At 45.3% G+C, this 19,873-nt stretch carries 19 protein-coding genes and 1 riboswitch; of the genes, 4 read left to right on the top strand and 15 right to left on the bottom strand.

Features of this window, described 5'->3' with window-relative positions; translation table 11 throughout:
* Positions 1-107: 107 nt before the first annotated feature.
* The 4 genes from NL626_RS10845 to yfbV all read right to left on the bottom strand — a co-directional run bounded on the left by NL626_RS10845 (position 108) and on the right by yfbV (position 3,757).
* Positions 108-902 (bottom strand): ABC transporter ATP-binding protein, encoded by a 795-nt coding sequence (locus NL626_RS10845; RefSeq protein ID WP_005387275.1) that lies wholly within the window; start codon positions 900-902, stop codon positions 108-110.
* Complete coding sequence (locus tag NL626_RS10840) at positions 899-1,834, bottom strand: ABC transporter permease (RefSeq protein ID WP_012841584.1); 936 nt, start codon at positions 1,832-1,834, stop codon at positions 899-901. The genes NL626_RS10845 and NL626_RS10840 overlap by 4 nt, the downstream gene beginning before the upstream one ends.
* Before the next feature lie 174 nt (positions 1,835-2,008).
* The gene (locus NL626_RS10835) at positions 2,009-2,974 is read right to left on the bottom strand and encodes an ABC transporter substrate-binding protein (RefSeq protein WP_017633858.1); all 966 of its coding nucleotides are present in this window, start codon (positions 2,972-2,974) and stop codon (positions 2,009-2,011) included.
* 330 nt (positions 2,975-3,304) lie between these two features.
* On the bottom strand, positions 3,305-3,757 hold the full coding sequence (gene yfbV, locus NL626_RS10830) for a terminus macrodomain insulation protein YfbV (RefSeq protein ID WP_253657335.1): 453 nt from the start codon (positions 3,755-3,757) through the stop codon (positions 3,305-3,307).
* Between the two features lie 346 nt (positions 3,758-4,103).
* On the opposite strand from yfbV, the gene NL626_RS10825 reads away from it, so the two are divergent.
* The 3 genes from NL626_RS10825 to NL626_RS10815 all read left to right on the top strand — a co-directional run bounded on the left by NL626_RS10825 (position 4,104) and on the right by NL626_RS10815 (position 8,347).
* Positions 4,104-5,300 (top strand): acetate kinase, encoded by a 1,197-nt coding sequence (locus tag NL626_RS10825; RefSeq protein WP_005380807.1) that lies wholly within the window; start codon positions 4,104-4,106, stop codon positions 5,298-5,300.
* A 136-nt stretch (positions 5,301-5,436) separates the two neighbouring features.
* The gene (gene pta / locus NL626_RS10820) at positions 5,437-7,581 is read left to right on the top strand and encodes a phosphate acetyltransferase (protein WP_253657334.1); all 2,145 of its coding nucleotides are present in this window, start codon (positions 5,437-5,439) and stop codon (positions 7,579-7,581) included.
* A 343-nt stretch (positions 7,582-7,924) separates the two neighbouring features.
* Positions 7,925-8,347: a hypothetical protein gene (locus NL626_RS10815; RefSeq protein ID WP_005380804.1), complete on the top strand. Its 423-nt coding sequence runs from the start codon at positions 7,925-7,927 to the stop codon at positions 8,345-8,347.
* A gap of 114 nt (positions 8,348-8,461) precedes the next feature.
* Here NL626_RS10815 and NL626_RS10810 read toward each other — a convergent pair whose 3' ends face one another.
* The 11 genes from NL626_RS10810 to moaA all read right to left on the bottom strand — a co-directional run bounded on the left by NL626_RS10810 (position 8,462) and on the right by moaA (position 18,563).
* Complete coding sequence (locus tag NL626_RS10810) at positions 8,462-9,409, bottom strand: glutathione S-transferase family protein (RefSeq protein WP_042523110.1); 948 nt, start codon at positions 9,407-9,409, stop codon at positions 8,462-8,464.
* A gap of 167 nt (positions 9,410-9,576) precedes the next feature.
* A complete protein-coding gene (gene oppF, locus NL626_RS10805) occupies positions 9,577-10,590 on the bottom strand; it encodes a murein tripeptide/oligopeptide ABC transporter ATP binding protein OppF (protein ID WP_005387265.1) in 1,014 nt (337 codons plus the stop codon).
* Positions 10,569-11,540, bottom strand: coding sequence for an ABC transporter ATP-binding protein (locus tag NL626_RS10800; protein WP_005380792.1), 972 nt, complete (start codon positions 11,538-11,540; stop codon positions 10,569-10,571). Before NL626_RS10800 ends, oppF begins: the two co-directional genes overlap by 22 nt.
* A gap of 27 nt (positions 11,541-11,567) precedes the next feature.
* A complete protein-coding gene (gene oppC / locus NL626_RS10795) occupies positions 11,568-12,470 on the bottom strand; it encodes an oligopeptide ABC transporter permease OppC (protein ID WP_017633861.1) in 903 nt (300 codons plus the stop codon).
* Positions 12,471-12,485: 15 nt separating this feature from the next.
* The gene (oppB, locus tag NL626_RS10790) at positions 12,486-13,406 is read right to left on the bottom strand and encodes an oligopeptide ABC transporter permease OppB (protein WP_005380786.1); all 921 of its coding nucleotides are present in this window, start codon (positions 13,404-13,406) and stop codon (positions 12,486-12,488) included.
* Positions 13,407-13,534: 128 nt separating this feature from the next.
* A complete protein-coding gene (locus NL626_RS10785; protein ID WP_017633862.1) occupies positions 13,535-15,211 on the bottom strand; it encodes an ABC transporter substrate-binding protein in 1,677 nt (558 codons plus the stop codon).
* 531 nt (positions 15,212-15,742) lie between these two features.
* Positions 15,743-16,198, bottom strand: coding sequence for a molybdopterin synthase catalytic subunit MoaE (gene moaE, locus NL626_RS10780; RefSeq protein ID WP_253657333.1), 456 nt, complete (start codon positions 16,196-16,198; stop codon positions 15,743-15,745).
* A 1-nt stretch (position 16,199) separates the two neighbouring features.
* The gene (moaD, locus tag NL626_RS10775; protein ID WP_005388938.1) at positions 16,200-16,457 is read right to left on the bottom strand and encodes a molybdopterin synthase sulfur carrier subunit; all 258 of its coding nucleotides are present in this window, start codon (positions 16,455-16,457) and stop codon (positions 16,200-16,202) included.
* Positions 16,454-16,933 (bottom strand): cyclic pyranopterin monophosphate synthase MoaC, encoded by a 480-nt coding sequence (moaC, locus tag NL626_RS10770; RefSeq protein ID WP_005380779.1) that lies wholly within the window; start codon positions 16,931-16,933, stop codon positions 16,454-16,456. The genes moaD and moaC overlap by 4 nt, the downstream gene beginning before the upstream one ends.
* Positions 16,934-16,959: 26 nt before the next feature.
* Positions 16,960-17,472: a molybdenum cofactor biosynthesis protein B gene (moaB, locus tag NL626_RS10765; RefSeq protein WP_005388935.1), complete on the bottom strand. Its 513-nt coding sequence runs from the start codon at positions 17,470-17,472 to the stop codon at positions 16,960-16,962.
* A gap of 101 nt (positions 17,473-17,573) precedes the next feature.
* The gene (gene moaA / locus NL626_RS10760; RefSeq protein WP_253657332.1) at positions 17,574-18,563 is read right to left on the bottom strand and encodes a GTP 3',8-cyclase MoaA; all 990 of its coding nucleotides are present in this window, start codon (positions 18,561-18,563) and stop codon (positions 17,574-17,576) included.
* A riboswitch (molybdenum cofactor riboswitch) is annotated at positions 18,552-18,686 on the bottom strand. Its footprint overlaps the gene before it by 12 nt.
* A 175-nt stretch (positions 18,687-18,861) precedes the next feature.
* Here moaA and NL626_RS10755 point away from each other — a divergent pair.
* Positions 18,862-19,758, top strand: coding sequence for a YvcK family protein (locus NL626_RS10755; RefSeq protein ID WP_005388931.1), 897 nt, complete (start codon positions 18,862-18,864; stop codon positions 19,756-19,758).
* The last annotated feature ends 115 nt before the right edge of the window (positions 19,759-19,873 follow it).

Genomic DNA, 19,873 nt, shown 5'->3' with positions numbered 1-19,873 from the left:
GTTATTGAAGAATTAGAGACAAGAAATCCTCCCTGCGAGTTGACATATCAGCCAATTTTCCCAAGGAGGATCACACTTAGTAGGCGTAGTGACTTGTCGGATACCGCTTAGTTCAACAAGAGACTGTCATCTGCAAGCTCTTCACCACGCACTTTAGAGAACATATCCAACAAGTCTGGTACTTGCATGTTAGCGCGCTGCTCTCCAGCCACATCAAGCACAATTTCACCTTGGTGAAGCATTACGGTCCTATCGCCACATGCTAATGCGTCTTTCATCGAATGCGTCACCATCATCACGGTTAAATCGAACTCATCGACAATACGTTTAGTTAAGTCGATAACAAACGCCGCCATACGAGGATCAAGCGCAGCCGTGTGTTCATCAAGCAATAACAGCTTACTCTCCGATAACGTCGCCATCACAAGGCTAACGGCTTGTCGTTGCCCACCAGACAGCAACCCAATGCTATCGCCCAAGCGGTCTTCTAAACCAAGACCGAGGATGCTAATTCGCTCTTGGAACAGCTTGCGACGTTTAGTAGAGAGCGCCAACCCCCAGCTGCGTTTTTTACCACGCATGTGCGCTAGAGCCATGTTCTCTTCTATCGTCAGTTCGCCACAAGTCCCGGCCAATGGATCTTGAAACACTCGGGCACATTGCGTCGCACGTTGGGCTACCGTCTGCTTGGTGACGTCTTTGCCATCAATGATCACCTGACCACCTATCATCGGCGTCTCACCTGTCACCGCACCAAGCAACGTGGATTTTCCTGCGCCATTAGAACCAATCACGGTAAGAAACTGATGCTCTGGAACCTCTAAAGAGACGCCTTTCAATGCACGATTTTCCAAAATCGTCCCAGGGTTGAACGTGACCTGAATGTTATTTAGTTCGATCATAATGCCTCCCCAGAACCATTTTTTGATGCCGCTTGTTTAGCATCAGTAACGCGTTGTTTCGCTCTCATGCTCTGTTTTAGCTTTGGAGCAATAAGCGCCACAGCCACCAATACTGCGGTAACAAGGTTGAGGTCTGAAGCTTGTAAACCAAACATGCCAGAGCTCAAAGCGAAAGCCACTGCAAGGCGATAAAGTACCGAACCGATGATGACCGCAAATACCGCAACCCAAATCTTGCGCCCGGGAATAAGGGTCTGCCCCAAAATCACAGCTGCCAAACCAACGACAATGGTGCCCACGCCAGAGGTCACATCCGCAAAGCTGTTCGTTTGTGCAAACAACGCGCCTGCGAATCCCACAAACCCGTTGGATAAAGCCAAGCCAAAGTAGGTATAAAAGCCAGTGCTCGCCCCTTGCGCAGAAACCATACGCGCATTCACACCCGTGGCTCGTAAACCAAGACCAAAGTCGCTGTTCAGCAGGCGAATGACAAAGAAAGCGGAAAGAAGAACTAAGACCCCAACAACCAGAGGGCGAATAAACATCGCATCGCCCAATGCTTCAAACGGAGTGAGAATAGTATCCTCTCCAAGCAACGCCATATTAGGTTTGCCCATAATACGAATATTAATTGAAAATGCAGCGATCATGGTAAGAATGGAAGCTAACAGGTGTAAAATACCACACCGAACAGCCAGAAAAGCGGTTACCCACCCCGTCATACTACCAGCTATCATCGCCATTATTGTCGCAAGCCAAGGATTAATACCTGCGACAATCGCCGTTGCAGCCACCGCCGCTCCCATTGGAAAGCTGCCATCCACACTCAAATCGGGGAAATCGAGAACACGGAACGTAAGATACACACCCAGAGCGACTAGGCCATAAATCAAGCCAATTTCGAGTGCGCCAAAAAAAGCAAATGCAGACATAACTGCTCCTTTCTGCATACTCAGGCTGGCTAATACCAACCTGAACGTAAGACTTCTAACGTATACTCCCCTTCTTCTCTAGCAGAATGCTCTACACGAGAAATCCGGCGAGTATCAATTTTGGGGCAAGCGTCTACCAACCAACGTGACAGGCTTAACCCCAAAAAGCGTTACTTATTGCATGCTTGTCGCACGTTCAACCACGGAACTTGGCAGCTTGATACCGAGCTTAGATGCTGCGCTTTCATTAATTACAAGGTCAGAGCCCGTCGCGACTTTTACATCCAGCTTGCCTGGTTCTTGACCATCAAGAATCGCCGCCACGTAATCCGCGGTTTGTACACCAACCTGGTAGTAGTCAAAACCTAAGCCTGCAATAGCACCCTTTTCGACATACGACGTCGCGCCACCAAATACAGGTTTCTTCGCTTGATTCGCTGCCACAATCATCCCTTCAATCGCACTTGCAACTGTATTGTCTGTTGGGGCGTAAAGAATGTCTGATTTCGCTGCAATCGCTTGAGTCGCAGACTGAACATCAGCACTTTTTAGTGCGGTCGCTTCAACCACTTGTATGCCTTTTGCTTTTGCGCTTTCTTTTAGTAATTCAACTAAAGTCACGGCATTAGCTTCACCGGGATTAAATACAACCCCGATGCTTTTCACCTGAGGAAGAATTTCTTGGATGAGATCGACATGCTGAGCAACGGGTGAAAGATCAGACAGGCCAGTTACGTTTTTGCCTGGTTGTTCCATCGACTTAACCAATTTCGCACCAACCGGATCTGTTACCGCAGTAAAGACAACAGGAATAGAGCGAGTAGCCGACACCAAAGCTTGTGCCGAAGGTGTCGCGATGCCAACTAACACATCGGGATTTTCGCCGACGTACTGACGGGCAATTTGCACCGCAATCGCTGGATTACCCTGTGCGGTCTTATAATCAAATTCTAGATTTTTGCCTTCTTCGTAGCCTTTCGCTTTCAAACCATCAAGTAACCCTTGGCGCGTCGCGTCTAACGCCGGGTGTTCGACAATCTGTGAAACTGCGACAGTTGCAGTGGCGGCCAGTACATTGGTAGAAGAGAAAATAGCAGTAGCTGATAGAACGGCAGTGGCTAATAAACGTTTCGTTTTCATCATAACTCCTTGATGTGACTTCGTCCTTGTTTCACGAGCTTTCAATATGTGTATCGACTCGTGAATTCAAATGTTTGAAGGCGGTATTGTTGTGTTCATATAACTGTGCACTTCTTGCGCATCTTGTTTTTATTATTACTACTAAGTCTTAGTAAAGAAAAGAAAGATTTAACACTAAAGCAACATTTGTGATCGGGGGGACTTCTTCATCCGGAAAGAATCTTTGGTAAACAAAGCTTCGCTCGCTTCATCAACGACCGTCAAAGTAGGTAATAGAGGCAGGATCAAAAATGGAGCGGCCAGTGCACACTCCATTTCAAACAATTTAAATTAGAACCAACGGTCTAATGACGATTTATCGAGCTGGCGAAACGCTCGGTTCAGTATTATCGCAAGCTCTTTGTAACGAGGGCGAGCTTTGACAGGCTCTAATGCAAAACCTGTTTCCACAATTTTTTGATGCAACTCCCGATACCAAGAGGCCAAAGAAGGCGGCAATTTCGTGTTGGACCGAGCCCCAAGCCACCAAATGCCTTGAAGTGGCAAGCTAATCGCAAACAAGGCGACAACAATGGATTGAGGTAACGCGTGGTAATTGTTGAATGCCATTTGAGTGAGTACGCTGATCGCAGCAACGGCCGGCATGACTTTAATGCCGAAGCGAGTCGCCTTAATGATACGCTGTTCCGGAAATATGGCGCTTAGCTCTTTACGAACCGGCCAGATCTCCATGTAATTCTGGCCATCTTTCAGGCTATGGATCAATCCGACTTTATTACTCATACCGCTCTCTCACTAAAAAATAGTTGAACATTTCAACTGAAGGTACAAAAAATTGATGAAAGTTAATATTCTTTCAAATTTTTTTTGTTATCATTGCTTATTATCGCTATCCTTTGCAGACCCTCAATCTCATTGTTGCTGTTATTTACAATTTAAGCAACTCCGAGATATCTATCTGCACGGATCGCATCATAGTGATGGAAGGGTTCATCACTATTTCTTTATATGGAATTAGAACAATTTTTGACCAGGATTAGTACGCAGCCTTCTGGGTATCGGCTATTCTTGTGATTAATTTTTCATTCTTTAACTGATTTTTTATCAGACGAATAACAGGTAGTCATACATGTCTAAGCTAGTTTTAGTTTTAAACTGCGGTAGTTCTTCTCTTAAATTTGCCGTTGTTGATGCCGAGAACGGCGACGAGCACTTGTCAGGTCTTGCTGAGTGTCTTCACCTTCCTGAAGCTCGCATCAAGTGGAAACTTGATGGCAAGCACGAAGCTCAACTAGGCAATGGTGCAGCTCACGAAGAAGCACTAGCGTTTATGGTAGAAACTATTCTTGCTTCTAAGCCAGAGCTTAAAGCTAACCTAGGCGCAATCGGTCACCGTATCGTTCACGGCGGCGAGCAGTTCACTCAATCTGCACTAATTACTGATGAAGTTCTAAAAGGTATTCAAGACGCTGCAACATTTGCACCTCTTCATAACCCTGCTCACATCATCGGTATCGAAGCGGCTAAGAAAAACTTCCCAGAGCTGAAAAACGTTGCTGTATTTGACACTGCGTTCCACCAAACTATGCCTGAAGAGTCTTACCTATACGCTCTTCCATACAACCTATACAAAGAACACGGTATCCGTCGTTACGGCATGCACGGTACTTCTCACTTGTTCATCACTCGTGAAGTTGCAGGCCTACTAAACAAACCAGTTGAAGAAGTAAACATCATCAACTGTCACCTAGGTAACGGCGCATCTGTATGTGCGATCAAGAACGGTCAATCTGTAGACACGTCTATGGGTCTTACTCCACTTGAAGGTCTGGTAATGGGTACTCGCTGTGGCGACATCGACCCTGCTATCGTCTTCCACCTACACGACGCTCTAGGTTACTCTGTTGATCAAATCAACACGATGCTAACTAAAGAGTCTGGTCTTCAAGGTCTAACTGAAGTGACTTCTGACTGTCGTTTCGTTGAAGACAACTACGGTCAAAAAGAAGAAGCAACACGCGCAATGGACGTGTTCTGCCACCGTCTAGCTAAATACGTTGCTGGCTACACTGCTTCAATGGAAGGCCGTCTAGACGCAATCACTTTCACTGGCGGTATCGGCGAGAACTCTGGCCCTATCCGTGAAATGGTTCTAAACCGTCTTGGCATCTTCGGTATCGAAGTAGATAGCGAAGCTAACCTTAAAGCTCGCTTCGGCGGCGAAGGCGTTATCACGACTGAAAACAGCCGTATCCCTGCAATGGTTATCTCTACTAACGAAGAGCTAGTCATCGCTGAAGACACTGCTCGCCTGACAGGTCTTTAATTGAATTCCTGGCTAGCCACTCGGCTAGCCAGATTTTCATTCAAACGAATTTCTTAGGGGCTCAACTCCTATTCTTCGAGCTTCATGGAATAAGAGTTGAGCTTTTATCCCCCAAATAGCTAAAGGTACTCTACGAATGTCTCGTACTATTATGCTTATCCCTACTAGCGCAGGCGTTGGCCTAACAAGCGTTAGCATGGGTGTTCTTCGCGCTATGGAGCGTAAAGGCGTTAAAGTTTCTTTCTACAAGCCAATCTGTCAGCCACGTTCAGGTGGTGATCAGCCAGATCTGACTTCAACTATCGTTGGTCGTAACAGCGATATGAAGATCGGTGAACCAATGGCGATGTCTGTTGCTGAAAGCCTAATCGGTAACGACAACATGGACGAGCTGCTAGAAACCGTTGTTGAACGTTACAACCAAATCAACAAAGACGCAGACGTTACGCTAATCGAAGGTCTTGTACCTACTCGTAAGCACCCATTTGCAAACCAAGTAAACGCGGAAATCGCGGCAACACTTGGTGCAGAAATCGTGCTAGTTGCGACTCCAGGTACTGATAACCCTGCGCAACTGAAAGAGCGTATCGAAGTAGCATGTTCTAACTTCGGCGGCACTAAAAACAAAAACATCTCTGGTGTTATCATCAACAAGCTAAACGCTCCTGTTGACGAAGCTGGCCGTACTCGCCCTGACCTATCTGAAATCTTTGACGATGCAGACAGCGCGAAACAAAACGAATTGAAAGTGATGGAAATTTTTAACACTTCTCCAATTCGTGTACTAGGTTGTGTGCCATGGAGCATTGATCTGATTGCGACTCGTGCAATCGACATGGCTAAACACCTGAAAGCAGATATCATCAACGAAGGTGACATCAACACTCGTCGCATCAAGAGCATCACTTTCTGTGCACGTTCTCTGCCAAACATGATTGAGCACTTCAAACCGGGCTCTCTACTTGTTACTTCTGCAGACCGTCCTGATGTTATCGTTGCTGCTTCTCTTGCTGCAATGAACGGTGTGGATATTGGTGCAGTACTGCTAACTGGCGGTTACGATATCCCTAACGAAATCGAAGGCCTATGTAAACCAGCATTCGACACTGGTCTACCTATCTTCAAAGCACAAGGTAACACTTGGCAAACGTCTCTAAACCTACAGAGCTTCAGCATCGAAGTACCTGCAGACGATAAAGAGCGTATCGAGTTCATCAACGAACACGTTGCTGGCCACATTGACGGTAACTGGATCGAGTCTATGACTGAAGGCACTCAGAAGTCTCGTCGTCTAAGCCCACCAGCGTTCCGTTACCAGCTAACTGAACTTGCTCGTAAAGCAGGTAAGCGTATCGTTCTTCCAGAAGGTGACGAACCACGCACAGTTAAAGCAGCAGCGATCTGTGCTGAACGCGGCATTGCAGACTGTGTACTTCTAGGTAACCCAGATGAAATCCGTCGCGTAGCGGCTCAACAAGGCGTTGAGCTAGGTACTGGTGTAACCATCATTGATGCAGATGCTGTTCGTGAAAACTACGTTGCTCGCCTAGTTGAGTTGCGCGGTGCGAAAGGCATGACTGAAGTTGTGGCTCGTGAGAAGCTACAAGATTCAGTATTCCTTGGCACAATGATGCTTGAGAACGACGAAGTTGACGGCCTAGTTTCTGGTGCTGTTCACACTACGGCGAACACTATCGTTCCTCCGTTCCAAATCATCAAGACGGCACCAAATGCGTCTATCGTATCTTCAGTATTCTTCATGCTTCTGCCTGATCAAGTACTGGTTTACGGTGACTGTGCAATCAACCCAGATCCAACTGCTGAACAGCTTGCTGAAATCGCTATCCAATCTGCTGACTCTGCAGCAGCATTCGGTATCGAACCACGCGTTGCAATGATCTCTTACTCTACTGGTGAATCTGGTAAGGGTGCAGATGTTGATAAAGTACGTGAAGCAACAAAACTGGCTCAAGAGAAACGTCCTGATCTTATCATTGACGGTCCTCTACAGTACGACGCTGCTATTATGGAAAACGTTGCTGCTTCTAAAGCACCAAACTCTCCAGTTGCAGGTAAAGCGACAGTATTTGTATTCCCAGACCTAAACACGGGTAACACAACTTACAAAGCGGTACAACGTTCAGCTGACCTAGTATCTATCGGTCCAATGCTGCAAGGTATGCGTAAGCCTGTAAACGACTTGTCTCGTGGCGCGCTAGTAGACGACATCGTGTACACCATCGCTCTAACAGCTATCCAAGCAGACCAAGAAGCTAAATAATCGCTTCTGACATCTAGTTGGATATAGATACAAAGCCCTCGATTCGTCGAGGGCTTTTTCTATTGCTGGCCAGAACACTTATTTGTTTTTTATACCAATTACTGCACAACCTATAATTACTGGTGCACAAAGCTTTTCTCCCTATCGCCCCCCCATACCTAATCGACATTGCTCGTGCTTGTTATTACACCGATTGACCCACTCCCAAAAATGCATTGGCTCCAAAGCAGCACGGTCCCTGTTCAATTTATCGGCATTATTTACGTTTTAGCTAAACTTTTTTGCTAGGAAATACGTAAAAGCTACTGCAATACACAAACTCATTGACTGCTAAGGAATACATATGAAGGATTTCATCAATACATCACTGATAAAGTTTGGTTTAGCTGCGTTTCTGATTAGTTTTTCTTCATTCAGCTTTTCCGCCCCGAGTATTAAAGGCGTCGATCAAGATATGTCCGGAGGAACGGTGACCGCTGAAATGGCTCATGCTGATGACAATGGGTGGATGGTTGTCCACCGAACAGACGAATCAATGAAGCCTGGTCCTGTTATCGGCTACGCTCCGTTAAAAATGGGAAAGAATGAAAACGTAAATGCAATTTTGATGGAACCAGTAGAATCAGGCGATATGCTGATGTTAATGGTCCACGGAGAGAAAGGTGGCATGAAGACTGGTGTGTTTGAGTATACGCTCGGCGCTAAAGAGGACGGTCCTGTAAAAGTGGACGGAAAGCTAGTGATGGACATCGTACGCGCTAAGTAAGGTGACGATGAATGAAAAAGTAAACTTCCTACTCCCGGTATTTAGATGACACAAAAGTACTTAACGGCATTGCTAACCGTTAAGTACTTTTTCATTTGCGATGGAAGCAGCAAACTAGCCAATCCTTTCTCTTCCATGAGGAGTATTTAGGTCTAAATCAGGCCCTTTTGGTACAACTTGCGTCGGATTAATCCCTGTGTGGCTGAAGTAGTAGTGGCGTTTAATGTGATAGAAATCCGTCGTGTCTTCGACGCCTTCAACTTGATACAACTCTTTTAAGTAGCCTTGTATATTTTCGTAGTCTGCGATGCGCTGCTTGTTACACTTGAAATGCCCCACATACACCGCATCAAAACGAATAAGAGTCGTAAACAAACGCCAATCCGCCTCAGTAATTGTGTTCCCTGCTAAGTAACGATGCGTCGCTAGGTGAGCATCGATTTTATCTAACGCATTAAACAAAGAATCAAACGCTTCTTCATACGCCTCTTGCGTAGTCGCGAAGCCACAACGATACACTCCGTTGTTGACATTCGGATAAACAAAATCGTTCCACTCATCAATAACGTGTTTTAGATGTTCTGGATAGTAGTCGTCGTGATTCCCTGTTAACGCATTGAACTCCGAGTTAAACATACGAATGATCTCTGACGACTCGTTCGACACAATAGTATTGGTCTTTTTATCCCAAAGTACAGGCACGGTTACGCGGCCCGTGTAATCGGGTTTGGCCTGCGTGTAAATTTGATACATGCGCGTGTGACCAAACAATGGCTCAGGAAGCCCCATTTGCCAACCTTGGCTGAGCATATCAGGGCAAACGACCGTGACATCAATATGTGGTTCTAAACCTTTCAGCTTGCGGAAAATGAGGGTTCGATGTGCCCAAGGACAAGCAAGAGAGACATACAAATGGTATCGACCGGACTCTGGCGTAAACTCCGCATCAGGGTCGTTTTTAACCCAGTTACGGAATCCGGCATCTTCGCGCACAAATTTGCCACCATTTGATTTTGTGTCATACCAGACATCTTGCCAAACACCTTCAACCAACTTACCCATGATTGCTCTCCTCTCGTTCTGTTTGTGTCTATATTAGCGTTTCCTATCAAACAGAGAATCATCGAACTTAGGACATCATGTTCAAGAAATTCGAATGTATAAATCAGACACATAAAAAAAGCGCGACCCGATGAAGGTGTCGCGCTTAAGCCCGTCACAGGCTGAATTTATACACTAACGTGTAAACAAGATACCGCGTGAACGTCATTACCTAAAATGGTTGGCTTCGTCTTCGCACACTCTTCGGTTGCTTGTGGGCAACGAGTGCGGAATACACAACCCGACGGTGGGTTGATAGGTGAAGGAAGATCACCCTCTAGCATTTGGATTTTCTTATTGCGCTCAATATCCGGGTCCGGGATCGGAACCGCAGACATCAGCGCACGCGTATATGGGTGCTTAGGATCAGCAAACAGAGCCTCGGCCTCGCCAAGTTCCACGGCATTACCTAAATACATAACTAAAACGCGATCTGAAATGTGTTTAACGACAGACAAGTCATGCGCAATGAATACCAGAGAAAGCCCTAACTCTTTTTGAATCTCTTTAAGTAGGTTAACCACCTGAGCTTGAATAGATACATCAAGCGCCGATACTGGCTCGTCACAAATGATCATCTTAGGCTTAAGGATAAGCGCACGCGCTATCCCGATACGCTGACACTGACCACCCGAGAACTCGTGTGGGTAACGGTTAATCACGTTAGGTAATAGGCCAACTTTCGCCATCATCTCTTTAACGCGATCTTTCACTTCCTGCTTAGACAGTTCTGGATAGAATGTCTCAAGAGGTTCAGCAATGATATCACCAACAGTCATACGCGGATTCAGCGATGCCAATGGGTCTTGGAAAATCATCTGAATTTCTTTACGCGTCTCACGGCGCTGAACGCTTTTCATTTTAGTAAGGTCTTGACCCAACCAAACTACTTGGCCGTCAGTAGCTTCAACCAGACCAATGATGGCACGAGCAAACGTCGATTTACCACAACCTGATTCACCTACTACACCAAGCGTTTCCCCTTCGTATAGTCGAACGTTCACGCCATCTACCGCTTTCAGGCTCGAAGGCTTTGACCACGGCCATGCCGACTTTGAGGCAATGCTGAAGTGAACTTTCAGCTCAGAAATGTCCAGAATTAGTTTTTTGTCTACTGCGTTCATTTGTTCCAAGCCTCCCATTCAGAAAAACATGCACGCTGACGACCATCACCAAATGGTGTCAGAATTGGCGCCTCGCGCTTACAACGATCCATCACACGGTGACAGCGCTCTTGATAAGGGCAGCCCGGCGGTAGACGAAGCAAGTTTGGTGGATTACCAGGAATGGTCGGCAGAATTTCACCCTCAGTATCGAGGCGAGGAATCGCCTTCAGCAGCCCCTCCGCATAAGGATGGCTTGGATTGTAGAAAATTTCGTTTACGTTGCCGTACTCCATAGTACGGCCTGCATACATCACCAGCACCTTGTCACACGAACCTGCAACCACACCAAGGTCGTGCGTGATCATGATGATCGCTGTGTTGAACTCAGATTTCAGCTCATTCAACAAGTCCATGATCTGTGCTTGTACCGTCACATCAAGTGCTGTTGTTGGCTCATCGGCAATAAGCAGTTTAGGACGACATAACAACGCCATCGCGATCATTACACGCTGACGCATACCGCCTGAAAACTCATGCGGGTACATCGTGATACGCTTACGCGCTTCAGGGATTTTTACCGCTTCCAGCATGCGTACTGATTCTTCAAATGCTTCCGCTTTGCCCATGCCTTTGTGCAGCATAAGCACTTCCATCAACTGATCACTCACTTTCATGTAAGGGTTCAGTGATGTCATTGGGTCTTGGAAGATCATTGCGATCTGTTCCGCACGCACTTTGTTCAGTTCTTTTTCCGGTAAATTTAGGATTTCTTTGCCTTCAAACTTTGCGCTACCAGAAATAATACCGTTCTTAGCCAAAAGGCCCATGATTGCGAATACGGTTTGAGATTTACCTGATCCCGACTCTCCAACGATACCTAAGGTTTCGCCTTGGTTGAGAGAGAAGTTCAAATCGTTTACTGCGGTTACGATACCATCTTGCGTGGTGAATTCGACGCGCAGATCTTTGACATCTAATAAGCTCATCATTGCTTCCTTAATCTTATCTTTTAATTATCTGTCTTTTGGATCCAGCGCATCGCGCAGGCCGTCACCAACGTAGTTGAAGCAGAATAGCGTCACAACCATGAACACTGCTGGGAATGCCAGCTGCCAGATTGCTACTTCCATTGTCTGTGCACCTTCTTGTAGAAGAGCGCCCCAACTTGTCATTGGTTCCTGAACACCAAGACCAAGGAATGATAGGAATGATTCCGTTAGAATCATACTTGGGATAAGCAGCGTAGAGTATACCGCTACAATACCCAGTACGTTCGGTACGATATGACGAGTAATGATTTTCCAGTTGCTTACACCACACACATGTGCCGCTTCGATAAACTCCTTGCTACGTAGACTAAGAGTCTGACCACGTACGATACGCGCCATATCTAGCCATGCGATAGCACCAATCGCAACGAAGATCAGCATGATGTTACGACCGAAGAATGTTACCAGTACAATCACCAGGAACATAAACGGTACCGCGTATAAAATTTCTAGAATACGCATCATTACGCGGTCAACTTTACCGCCGATGAAACCAGATGCTGCGCCGTAGAGCGTACCAATCAGTACCGCTACAAATGCACCCATAACACCCACCATCAACGAAATACGACCTCCAATTAGCGTACGCACGTATAAATCACGGCCTAAGCTGTCAGTACCAAACCAATGGTCAGCATTCGGTGCAACGTGCATCGCGTACCAGTCAGTATCATCAAATGTGTACGGTGCGATCATTGGCAGGATAATAACCGCCAACGTCATTAGAACAAGAAGGAATAAGCTCACCATCGCCGCTTTATTGCGCATGAAACGGATACGAGCATCTTGCCAAAGACTGCGACCTTCAATCTCCAAGTTTTCGGAGAATTTCTCAATCGCTTCTAGGTTTTCTTTTTTCGTTAACATAACCAAACGTCCCTGTTAGTAGCGAATTTTCGGGTCAATCATTGCAAGTAAAATATCTACAATCGCGTTGAATAGAATGAATAGGAAACCAATCAGAATGGTTACCCCCATTACTAGCGAGTAGTCACGGTTAAATGCAGCGTTAACGAATAGTTTACCAATACCAGGCAGACCAAAAATGGTTTCGATAACAACGGAGCCGGTGATGATACCTACGAAAGCTGGCCCCATGTAAGAAACAACAGGGAGAAGTGCCGGCTTCAGAGCGTGTTTGATAATGATGTAACGGTAACTTAGACCTTTAGCACGTGCCGTACGAATAAAGTTACTGTTTAGGGTTTCGATCATCGAACCACGCGTGATACGAGCAAAGGTAGCAACATACAGTAGCGACATACCAATAACAGGAAGCACTAAATACTGCCAGCTACCATCTTGCCAACCGCCCGCAGGGAAGATATTCCAGTGAAGCGAGAATATGTAGATAAGCGCAGGCGCTAATACAAAGGATGGCATTACGACACCAAGCATCGCAGTCGACATAATGGTGTAATCAATCCAAGTATTTTGCTTGAGCGCAGCAATGGTACCGACGGTAACCCCCATTATCAAAGTAAAGATAAAGGCGATGAAGCCCACTTTAGCCGAAACAGGTAAGGCAACCGCGATCAGCTCGTTTACTGAGTAATCAAGGTATTTAAATGACGGTCCGAAATCACCTTGGATAACATTGGTCAAATACGTGGTGTATTGTTCAAATACAGGTTTATCCAAGCCATATTTAGCTTCGATATTTGCCATTACTTCGGGTGGCAATGGACGCTCTGTCGAGAAAGGGTTTCCCGGTGCAAAGCGCATAAGAAAGAAAGATACGGTGATCAAAACCAACATTGTTGGGATCGCCTCAAATATCCTTTTTGCGATGAATTTAAGCATAAACTCACTCTTTCAGTCTGTGACAGTTAAATTAAAGAAGTCGTCCAATTCTTTTGGACTAAAGATAGGCGCTACATGCAATTTCTCACATGTAGGGCCTCATTTTTATAGTTCTATCGAGTTACGAATTACTCTGTGATGTAGAGATCTTTAGAGTAAATCTTGTCTTCCGCGTTATTTACTGGGAAGCCACCAACTTTCGGTGATAGTAGACGTGATTTCACGTACTGGTAGATAGGTGCGATTGGCATATCTTTTGCCATCAACTTCTCTGCTTCTAGGTAAAGCGCTTGGCGCTCTTCGTCAGAAGTTGAAGCAAATGCTTTGTTCATGATCGCATCGTACTCTTTGCTGTCGTAGTGAATACCACCAGTAGTGTTATTACTCATCATCAGCGTTAGGAAAGATGAAGCTTCGTTGTAGTCGCCACACCAACCTGCACGAGCAACCTCAAAGTTGCCAGAATCTTTGGTAGATAGGTAAGTTTTCCACTCTTGGTTTTCTAGCGTAACGTCAAGACCAAGTGTCTTCTTCCACATTGAACCCAGTGCAACCGCAAGTTTCTTGTGGTTCTCTGATGTATTGTATAGAAGGTTAAATTCAAGAGGGTTGTCTGCGCCGTAACCCGCTTCTTCCAATAGACGCGCAGCTTCTGCGTTACGCTCTTCTTGCGTCATTTTGCCGTATGCAGGGATTTCTGGGTTGAAACCTGCCGTAATTTCAGGTGTTAGGAAGTAAGCTGGCTTTTGACCTTGACCTAAAATCGCATCAGTCACAATGTTACGGTCAATCGCATAAGAAATCGCTTTACGCACACGAACATCATCAAACGGCTTTTTCTTCGTATTGAAGATGTAGTAGTAAGTACATAAGTTACCGGTTACAGACACTTCTTGTGGGTGCTCTTTCTTCAGACGCTTGAAGTGCTCTGTAGGCAGCTCGTTCGTGAAGTCGATTTCACCCGCTAGGAAGCGGTTCATTTCCGCTACTTGGTTCTCGATTGGTAAGAAAGTCACTTGATCAAGCGTCGTGTTTTCGTTGTCCCAGTACTGTTCGTTACGTTTTAGAACCAAACGCTCATTTACAACCCAGTTGTCAACAACATAAGCACCGTTACCTACAAAGTTCTCTGGCTTCGTCCATTGATCGCCGAACTTTTCAACAGTTGCTTGATGAACAGGTTTCACTGTCGTGTGGCCCATCATCATTACAAAATATGGTACTGCAGTATCTAACTCAACCACTAACGTGTGGTCGTCAACCGCTTTAACACCTAACTCGCTCTTATCTTTTTTACCCGCAACAATGTCTTTTGCGTTCTTCATCTTGGTGTATTCCATGTACCAAGCATATGGAGAGGCGGTTGCTGGATCGACTGCACGTTGGAAGCTGTAAACGAAATCACCTGCAGTGACAGGATCACCGTTTGACCATTTTGCGTCTTCACGTAAGTGGAAAGTGTATGTTTTGTTGTCTTCAGTTTCCCAAGATTCTGCAACACCAGGGATAGTGTTACCGTCCGCATCTTGGTTTACAAGGCCTTCAAGAAGATCGCGAATCACGTGGGATTCTGGAACACCTTGAGATTTATGAGGGTCTATTGTCGCAACTTCTGTACCGTTACCACGCACCAATTCTTGAACAGCAGCAAGTTTTGGCTCTTTAGAATCAGATTTAGCTTCAGGGGCTGGAGCCGGAGCAGGCTCAGCAGCTTGTTTCTCCGCAGGCTTTTCACCACAACCAGCTAGAGCGAGAGAAAGACCAGCACCAATAAATAAAGCGCGCGTGATTTTATTCTTATACATGCGTAAAACTCCAAATTTTTTCGTTAGCATCCATGACTTCTTTGTAAGGGCCTGGAACGGTCAGAGTTTTAGATTTTTTTAGTGCACTTTCTGAGCACAAAAGTCTAAAACCTTACAAAGACTGCGGCACACATTAGCAATCATTGAAGTAATTTGCCATAAAAATGTAGCAAAAAAACCAATAATGCTGACTAAACCACACATATCTAGCAGTAAACTCTAACCCCAAAGCATTCACCAGCCAAATAAAGACCAGAAGCGACATTTAACAGGCGAAACTTTCGATTAATCTGAGTTTAAACCATTTACTAGCATCTTATGCTAGATATTTACACATCATTTAACATTTATGACAAATCAAGTCTAACAAATAATTGTTTATATATTGGGCAAAAAACTTTTATTGTGAAGAATATCACCAGACAAAAGATAGGAAATATTGAAACAAAGTGAGCAATACAATGAAGATAAATACAAAAAAAGCTAAGTACCATTAGCACTTAGCTTTTTTCACTAGAATGCGGGTTAGTTCTATTTTTCCCAACGCTGTGCAGCTTGATGATCGGTGTCGCGCGACTCAATCCAACGATCTTCATTCGTCGTACGCTCTTTTTTCCAAAATGGTGCTTGGGTTTTCAGATAATCCATGATGAACTCGCACGCATCAAATGCCGCGCCGCGGTGCGCACTGGAAACGCCCACAAATACAATTTGATCACCGCTATCCATGTCTCCGACACGATGAATCACGCGTACACCTAATAGTGGCCAGCGAGACTCAGCTTGATCACAAATGTCGCTCAAGCTCTTCTCTGTCATCCCCGGATAGTGCTCTAGATGTAAACCAATGACATTATCCTCAAGGTTCATATCTCGAACTTTACCAACGAATGTAACGACAGCGCCGGCAGCCGTCCCTTCAGATAGACGTTGATATTCTTGCTCAACCGAAAAGTCTTCAATTTGTACAGAAACACGAGAATCCATCTTAACCCCCAGTTACCGGCGGGAAAAACGCAACTTCGTCACCTGCTTTTACTTGTGTATCCAGAGGGACGATGGATTGGTTCACTGCAGCAAGTAGCTTTCCTGGCTCGAGCGCTAAATCCCACTTGCCATCTTTCTTAGTGCCTTCTTCCACTAGATGTGCACGAATTGATTCAACCGTTTCAAACGGCCCGTCTAACTCGACACTGTCGATGCCAATCAGCTCTCGAGTTTGAGCAAAGAAAAGTACTTTAATCATGATTCCACCTTAAAGTGACCAGATTTACCACCCGTTTTCTCTAATAGACGAACTTGACCAATGACCATGTCTTTTTGTACTGCTTTACACATATCGTAAATCGTTAGAGCAGCAACGGAAGCTGCCGTGAGCGCTTCCATTTCCACACCAGTTTTACCCGCAAGTTTACATACTGATTCGATGCGAACTTTGTTTTCTGCTTCGATAGCTTCCAGTTGAACTTCAACTTTAGAGAGTAGTAGCGGATGACAAAGTGGAATCAAATCCCAGGTTTTCTTCGCAGCTTGAATACCAGCAATACGAGCCGTCGCAAATACATCACCTTTGTGGTGCTGGCCAGAGACAATCAGTTGAAGTGTTTCTGGGGCCATGTGAACAAATGCTTCAGCACGAGCTTCACGAACCGTCTCCGTTTTTGCTGACACGTCAACCATGTTTGCTTCGCCAGAAGCATTGATATGTGTAAATTGGGTCATTGTTTTTCCTTCGCTTTTAGGAAAGGTTATACAGATAGGTGTGGCATGAAGTTACAAGGGCGATGACTTGCATCCAACTGCTGTTTAATAATTTTTGTCCAGCCTGTGCGACACGCACCAGTTGAACCTGGCATTGCGAAGATCACGGTGTGGTTAGCAAAACCAGCAATCGCACGAGACTGAATAGTTGACGTACCGATCTCTTCGTACGACACCATACGGAACAACTCACCAAAACCTTCAACTTCTTTATCAAATAGAGGCTTAAGTGCTTCTGGCGTGCTATCACGTGAGGTGAAACCTGTACCGCCAGTAATCATGATCGCTTGTACGCTTTCATCAGCAATCCATTGAGAAACAATCGCGCGGATCTTGTACATATCATCAATAACAATTTGCTTGTCTACTACGTTGTGACCCGCTTCTTGAGCATGTTCAGCAAGGTAACGACCAGAGGTATCGTTTTCTTCAGTACGAGTGTCAGATACCGTTAGAACGGCAATATTTGCAGGTTGGAATTTGCTTTCAGCGTGACCCATTTGTTCACCTATTCTCTTAATTAGCTTTGATACGCTTGGTATCGATTCGGAAAAAGTTAGAGCCAGCTTATCAGTGAACTCGCTCTAAAAATTGAATGAAGTTAGCCGCCGATAGACGCGAGGTGTGGCGTCATACCAGTATTGCCATCATGCAAGAAATGGCTTACCGACTTGGTTTGTAACTGCGCCTGGATACGTTCAATAAGCTCACTCTCTTGCTCATCACGTTCCAAAAGATCACGCAATTCTACACCGTGGTCTCCAAACAGACATAGGTGCAGCTTACCCATCGCAGAAACGCGCAGTCGGTTGCAGCTTTCACAAAAGTCTTTTTCATAAGGCATGATAAGACCTATTTCACCCTTGTAATCAGGATGAACAAATACTTGCGCAGGACCATCATTATGCGAGCGCACTTTCAGCAACCAACCATTTGCAATTAGCTGGTTACGAATTGCCACTCCGGATACATGGTGCTTATTAAATAGCTCATCCATCTCACCCGTTTGCATCAACTCAATGAAACGCAGTTGGATTGGACGATCTTTTATCCAGTTAAGAAACGCTGGCAGCTCGTGATGGTTCAGATCTTTCATCAACACCACATTAACTTTTACTTGCTCATAACCGACCTCGAACGCACGTTCGATACCATTCATGACTTCAGTAAACTTATTTTCACCTGTGATTTGACGAAACATACGCGGGTCAAGGCTATCTACACTCACGTTGATGTTTGTTAAACCGGCTTCACGCCAGTCTGCAACTTGCTTCGCCATTCTGTAGCCGTTGGTCGTCGTCGCCACCTTTTTGATGCCTGGCGTCGTTGCGACAGAATGAATGATGTCAGTGAAATCTTTGCGCAAGCTAGGCTCACCACCAGTGATGCGCACTTTTGACGTGCCACAATCAGCGAATGCTTTTACGACCCGTTTGATTTCAGGGAGAGATAAAAAAGACGAGTTTTTATTGCCCGAAGGCTTATAGCCATCAGGAAGGCAATAGGTACATTTGAAATTACATACGTCGGTCACAGACAGACGCAAGTAATAGAACTTACGATGAAATTTGTCTTCGAATTGTTGCGCCACGGAACACCTTTCCAAACACGGGAGGCATGGCCATTTCCAATCATGCCCTTGTGACAGTACGCCACTGGCTCAAAACGCTTATCCTCGGACTTAGCAATAGTGAGCTCGGAGTTATGGCAACCAGAGATATGAAATCTCTGATAGCTTTGCGGTGTAAAATACTTAATATTTGTAATGGAATCCAGACTTGAGTGATAAAAAACTCTCTAGAGACACAATTTACCGCTAAGTGAGTACCTTTAAGACACTCCTTAAGATAAATTGTAGCCGTTTTTTATTAGATTATTAGAAGAACATAATGAATATCTACACAGATAAAAAAGTGGTCGCTGTTGGCGGTGGTCATGGCTTAGGTCGAATGCTGGCCGCATTACGAGATTTTGGCAGCAATGCAACTGGGATTGTTGCCACGACTGACAATGGTGGTTCAACAGGAAGAATTCGTCACTGCCAAGGAGGAATCGCTTGGGGAGACACACGTAACTGTATTAATCAGCTCATTACAGAGCCTTCGATCAGTTCTATGATGTTTGAATATCGCTTCAAAGGCACTGGCGAACTTGATGGTCATAATCTTGGTAATTTGATGCTTACTGCACTCGATAACTTATCGGTCAGACCTTTAGATGCCATTAATCTGATTCGCAATATGTTAAAAGTCGATGTTAACATCCTTCCTATGTCCGAACACCCTTCGGATCTTTCCGCGTTATCCGTAGATGGGAAGTGGGTTACGGGAGAAACAAATGTCGACGAAATGAAAGCAGACTTGCGACGTTTGGATCTTTCACCAGAAGTGCCTGCTACCAAAGAAGCCATCACAGCTTTGGCGGAAGCGGACGCGATTATTCTTGGCCCTGGCAGTTTTTTAACTAGTATCATGCCTCCTTTATTGCTGCCTGAACTCGGCAAAGCGATTGCAGCAAACACAAAAGCAAAAGTCATTTTTGTTGCTAACCTGAGTCCAGAATACGGCCCAGCGGGACGAATGACGATGGCTCAAAAATTAGAATGGTGTGAACGTGCCTGTCAAGGAAGAAAAATAGACGTGGTTCTAGCAGAGAAAACCGAGCAAGACGTCTTAAGTCAATGGAATGTAGTGACGGAGTCACTCGCCTCCTCTAACCGAGACTGGCGTCACGATAGAAACAAGCTCAAACTAGCGATTGAAAATCAGCTACAACTTTCTATCTAGGAGCACGTTACCTGACTAGCGCCCTCTTTTAAGTTGTTTATTGATAATGAAAACCCTTCTGTCATCGAAGGGTTTTAGTTCAGGCATCCAGTAAGAACAGATGTTTACTAAGAAA

This window comes from Vibrio sp. Y58_MX_L22, assembly GCF_024181865.1.
GTDB classification, from domain to species: Bacteria; Pseudomonadota; Gammaproteobacteria; order Enterobacterales; family Vibrionaceae; genus Vibrio; species Vibrio alginolyticus.
Note: the sequence above shows the minus strand (reverse complement) of the source record. Positions and strands in the feature narration are given on the sequence as shown.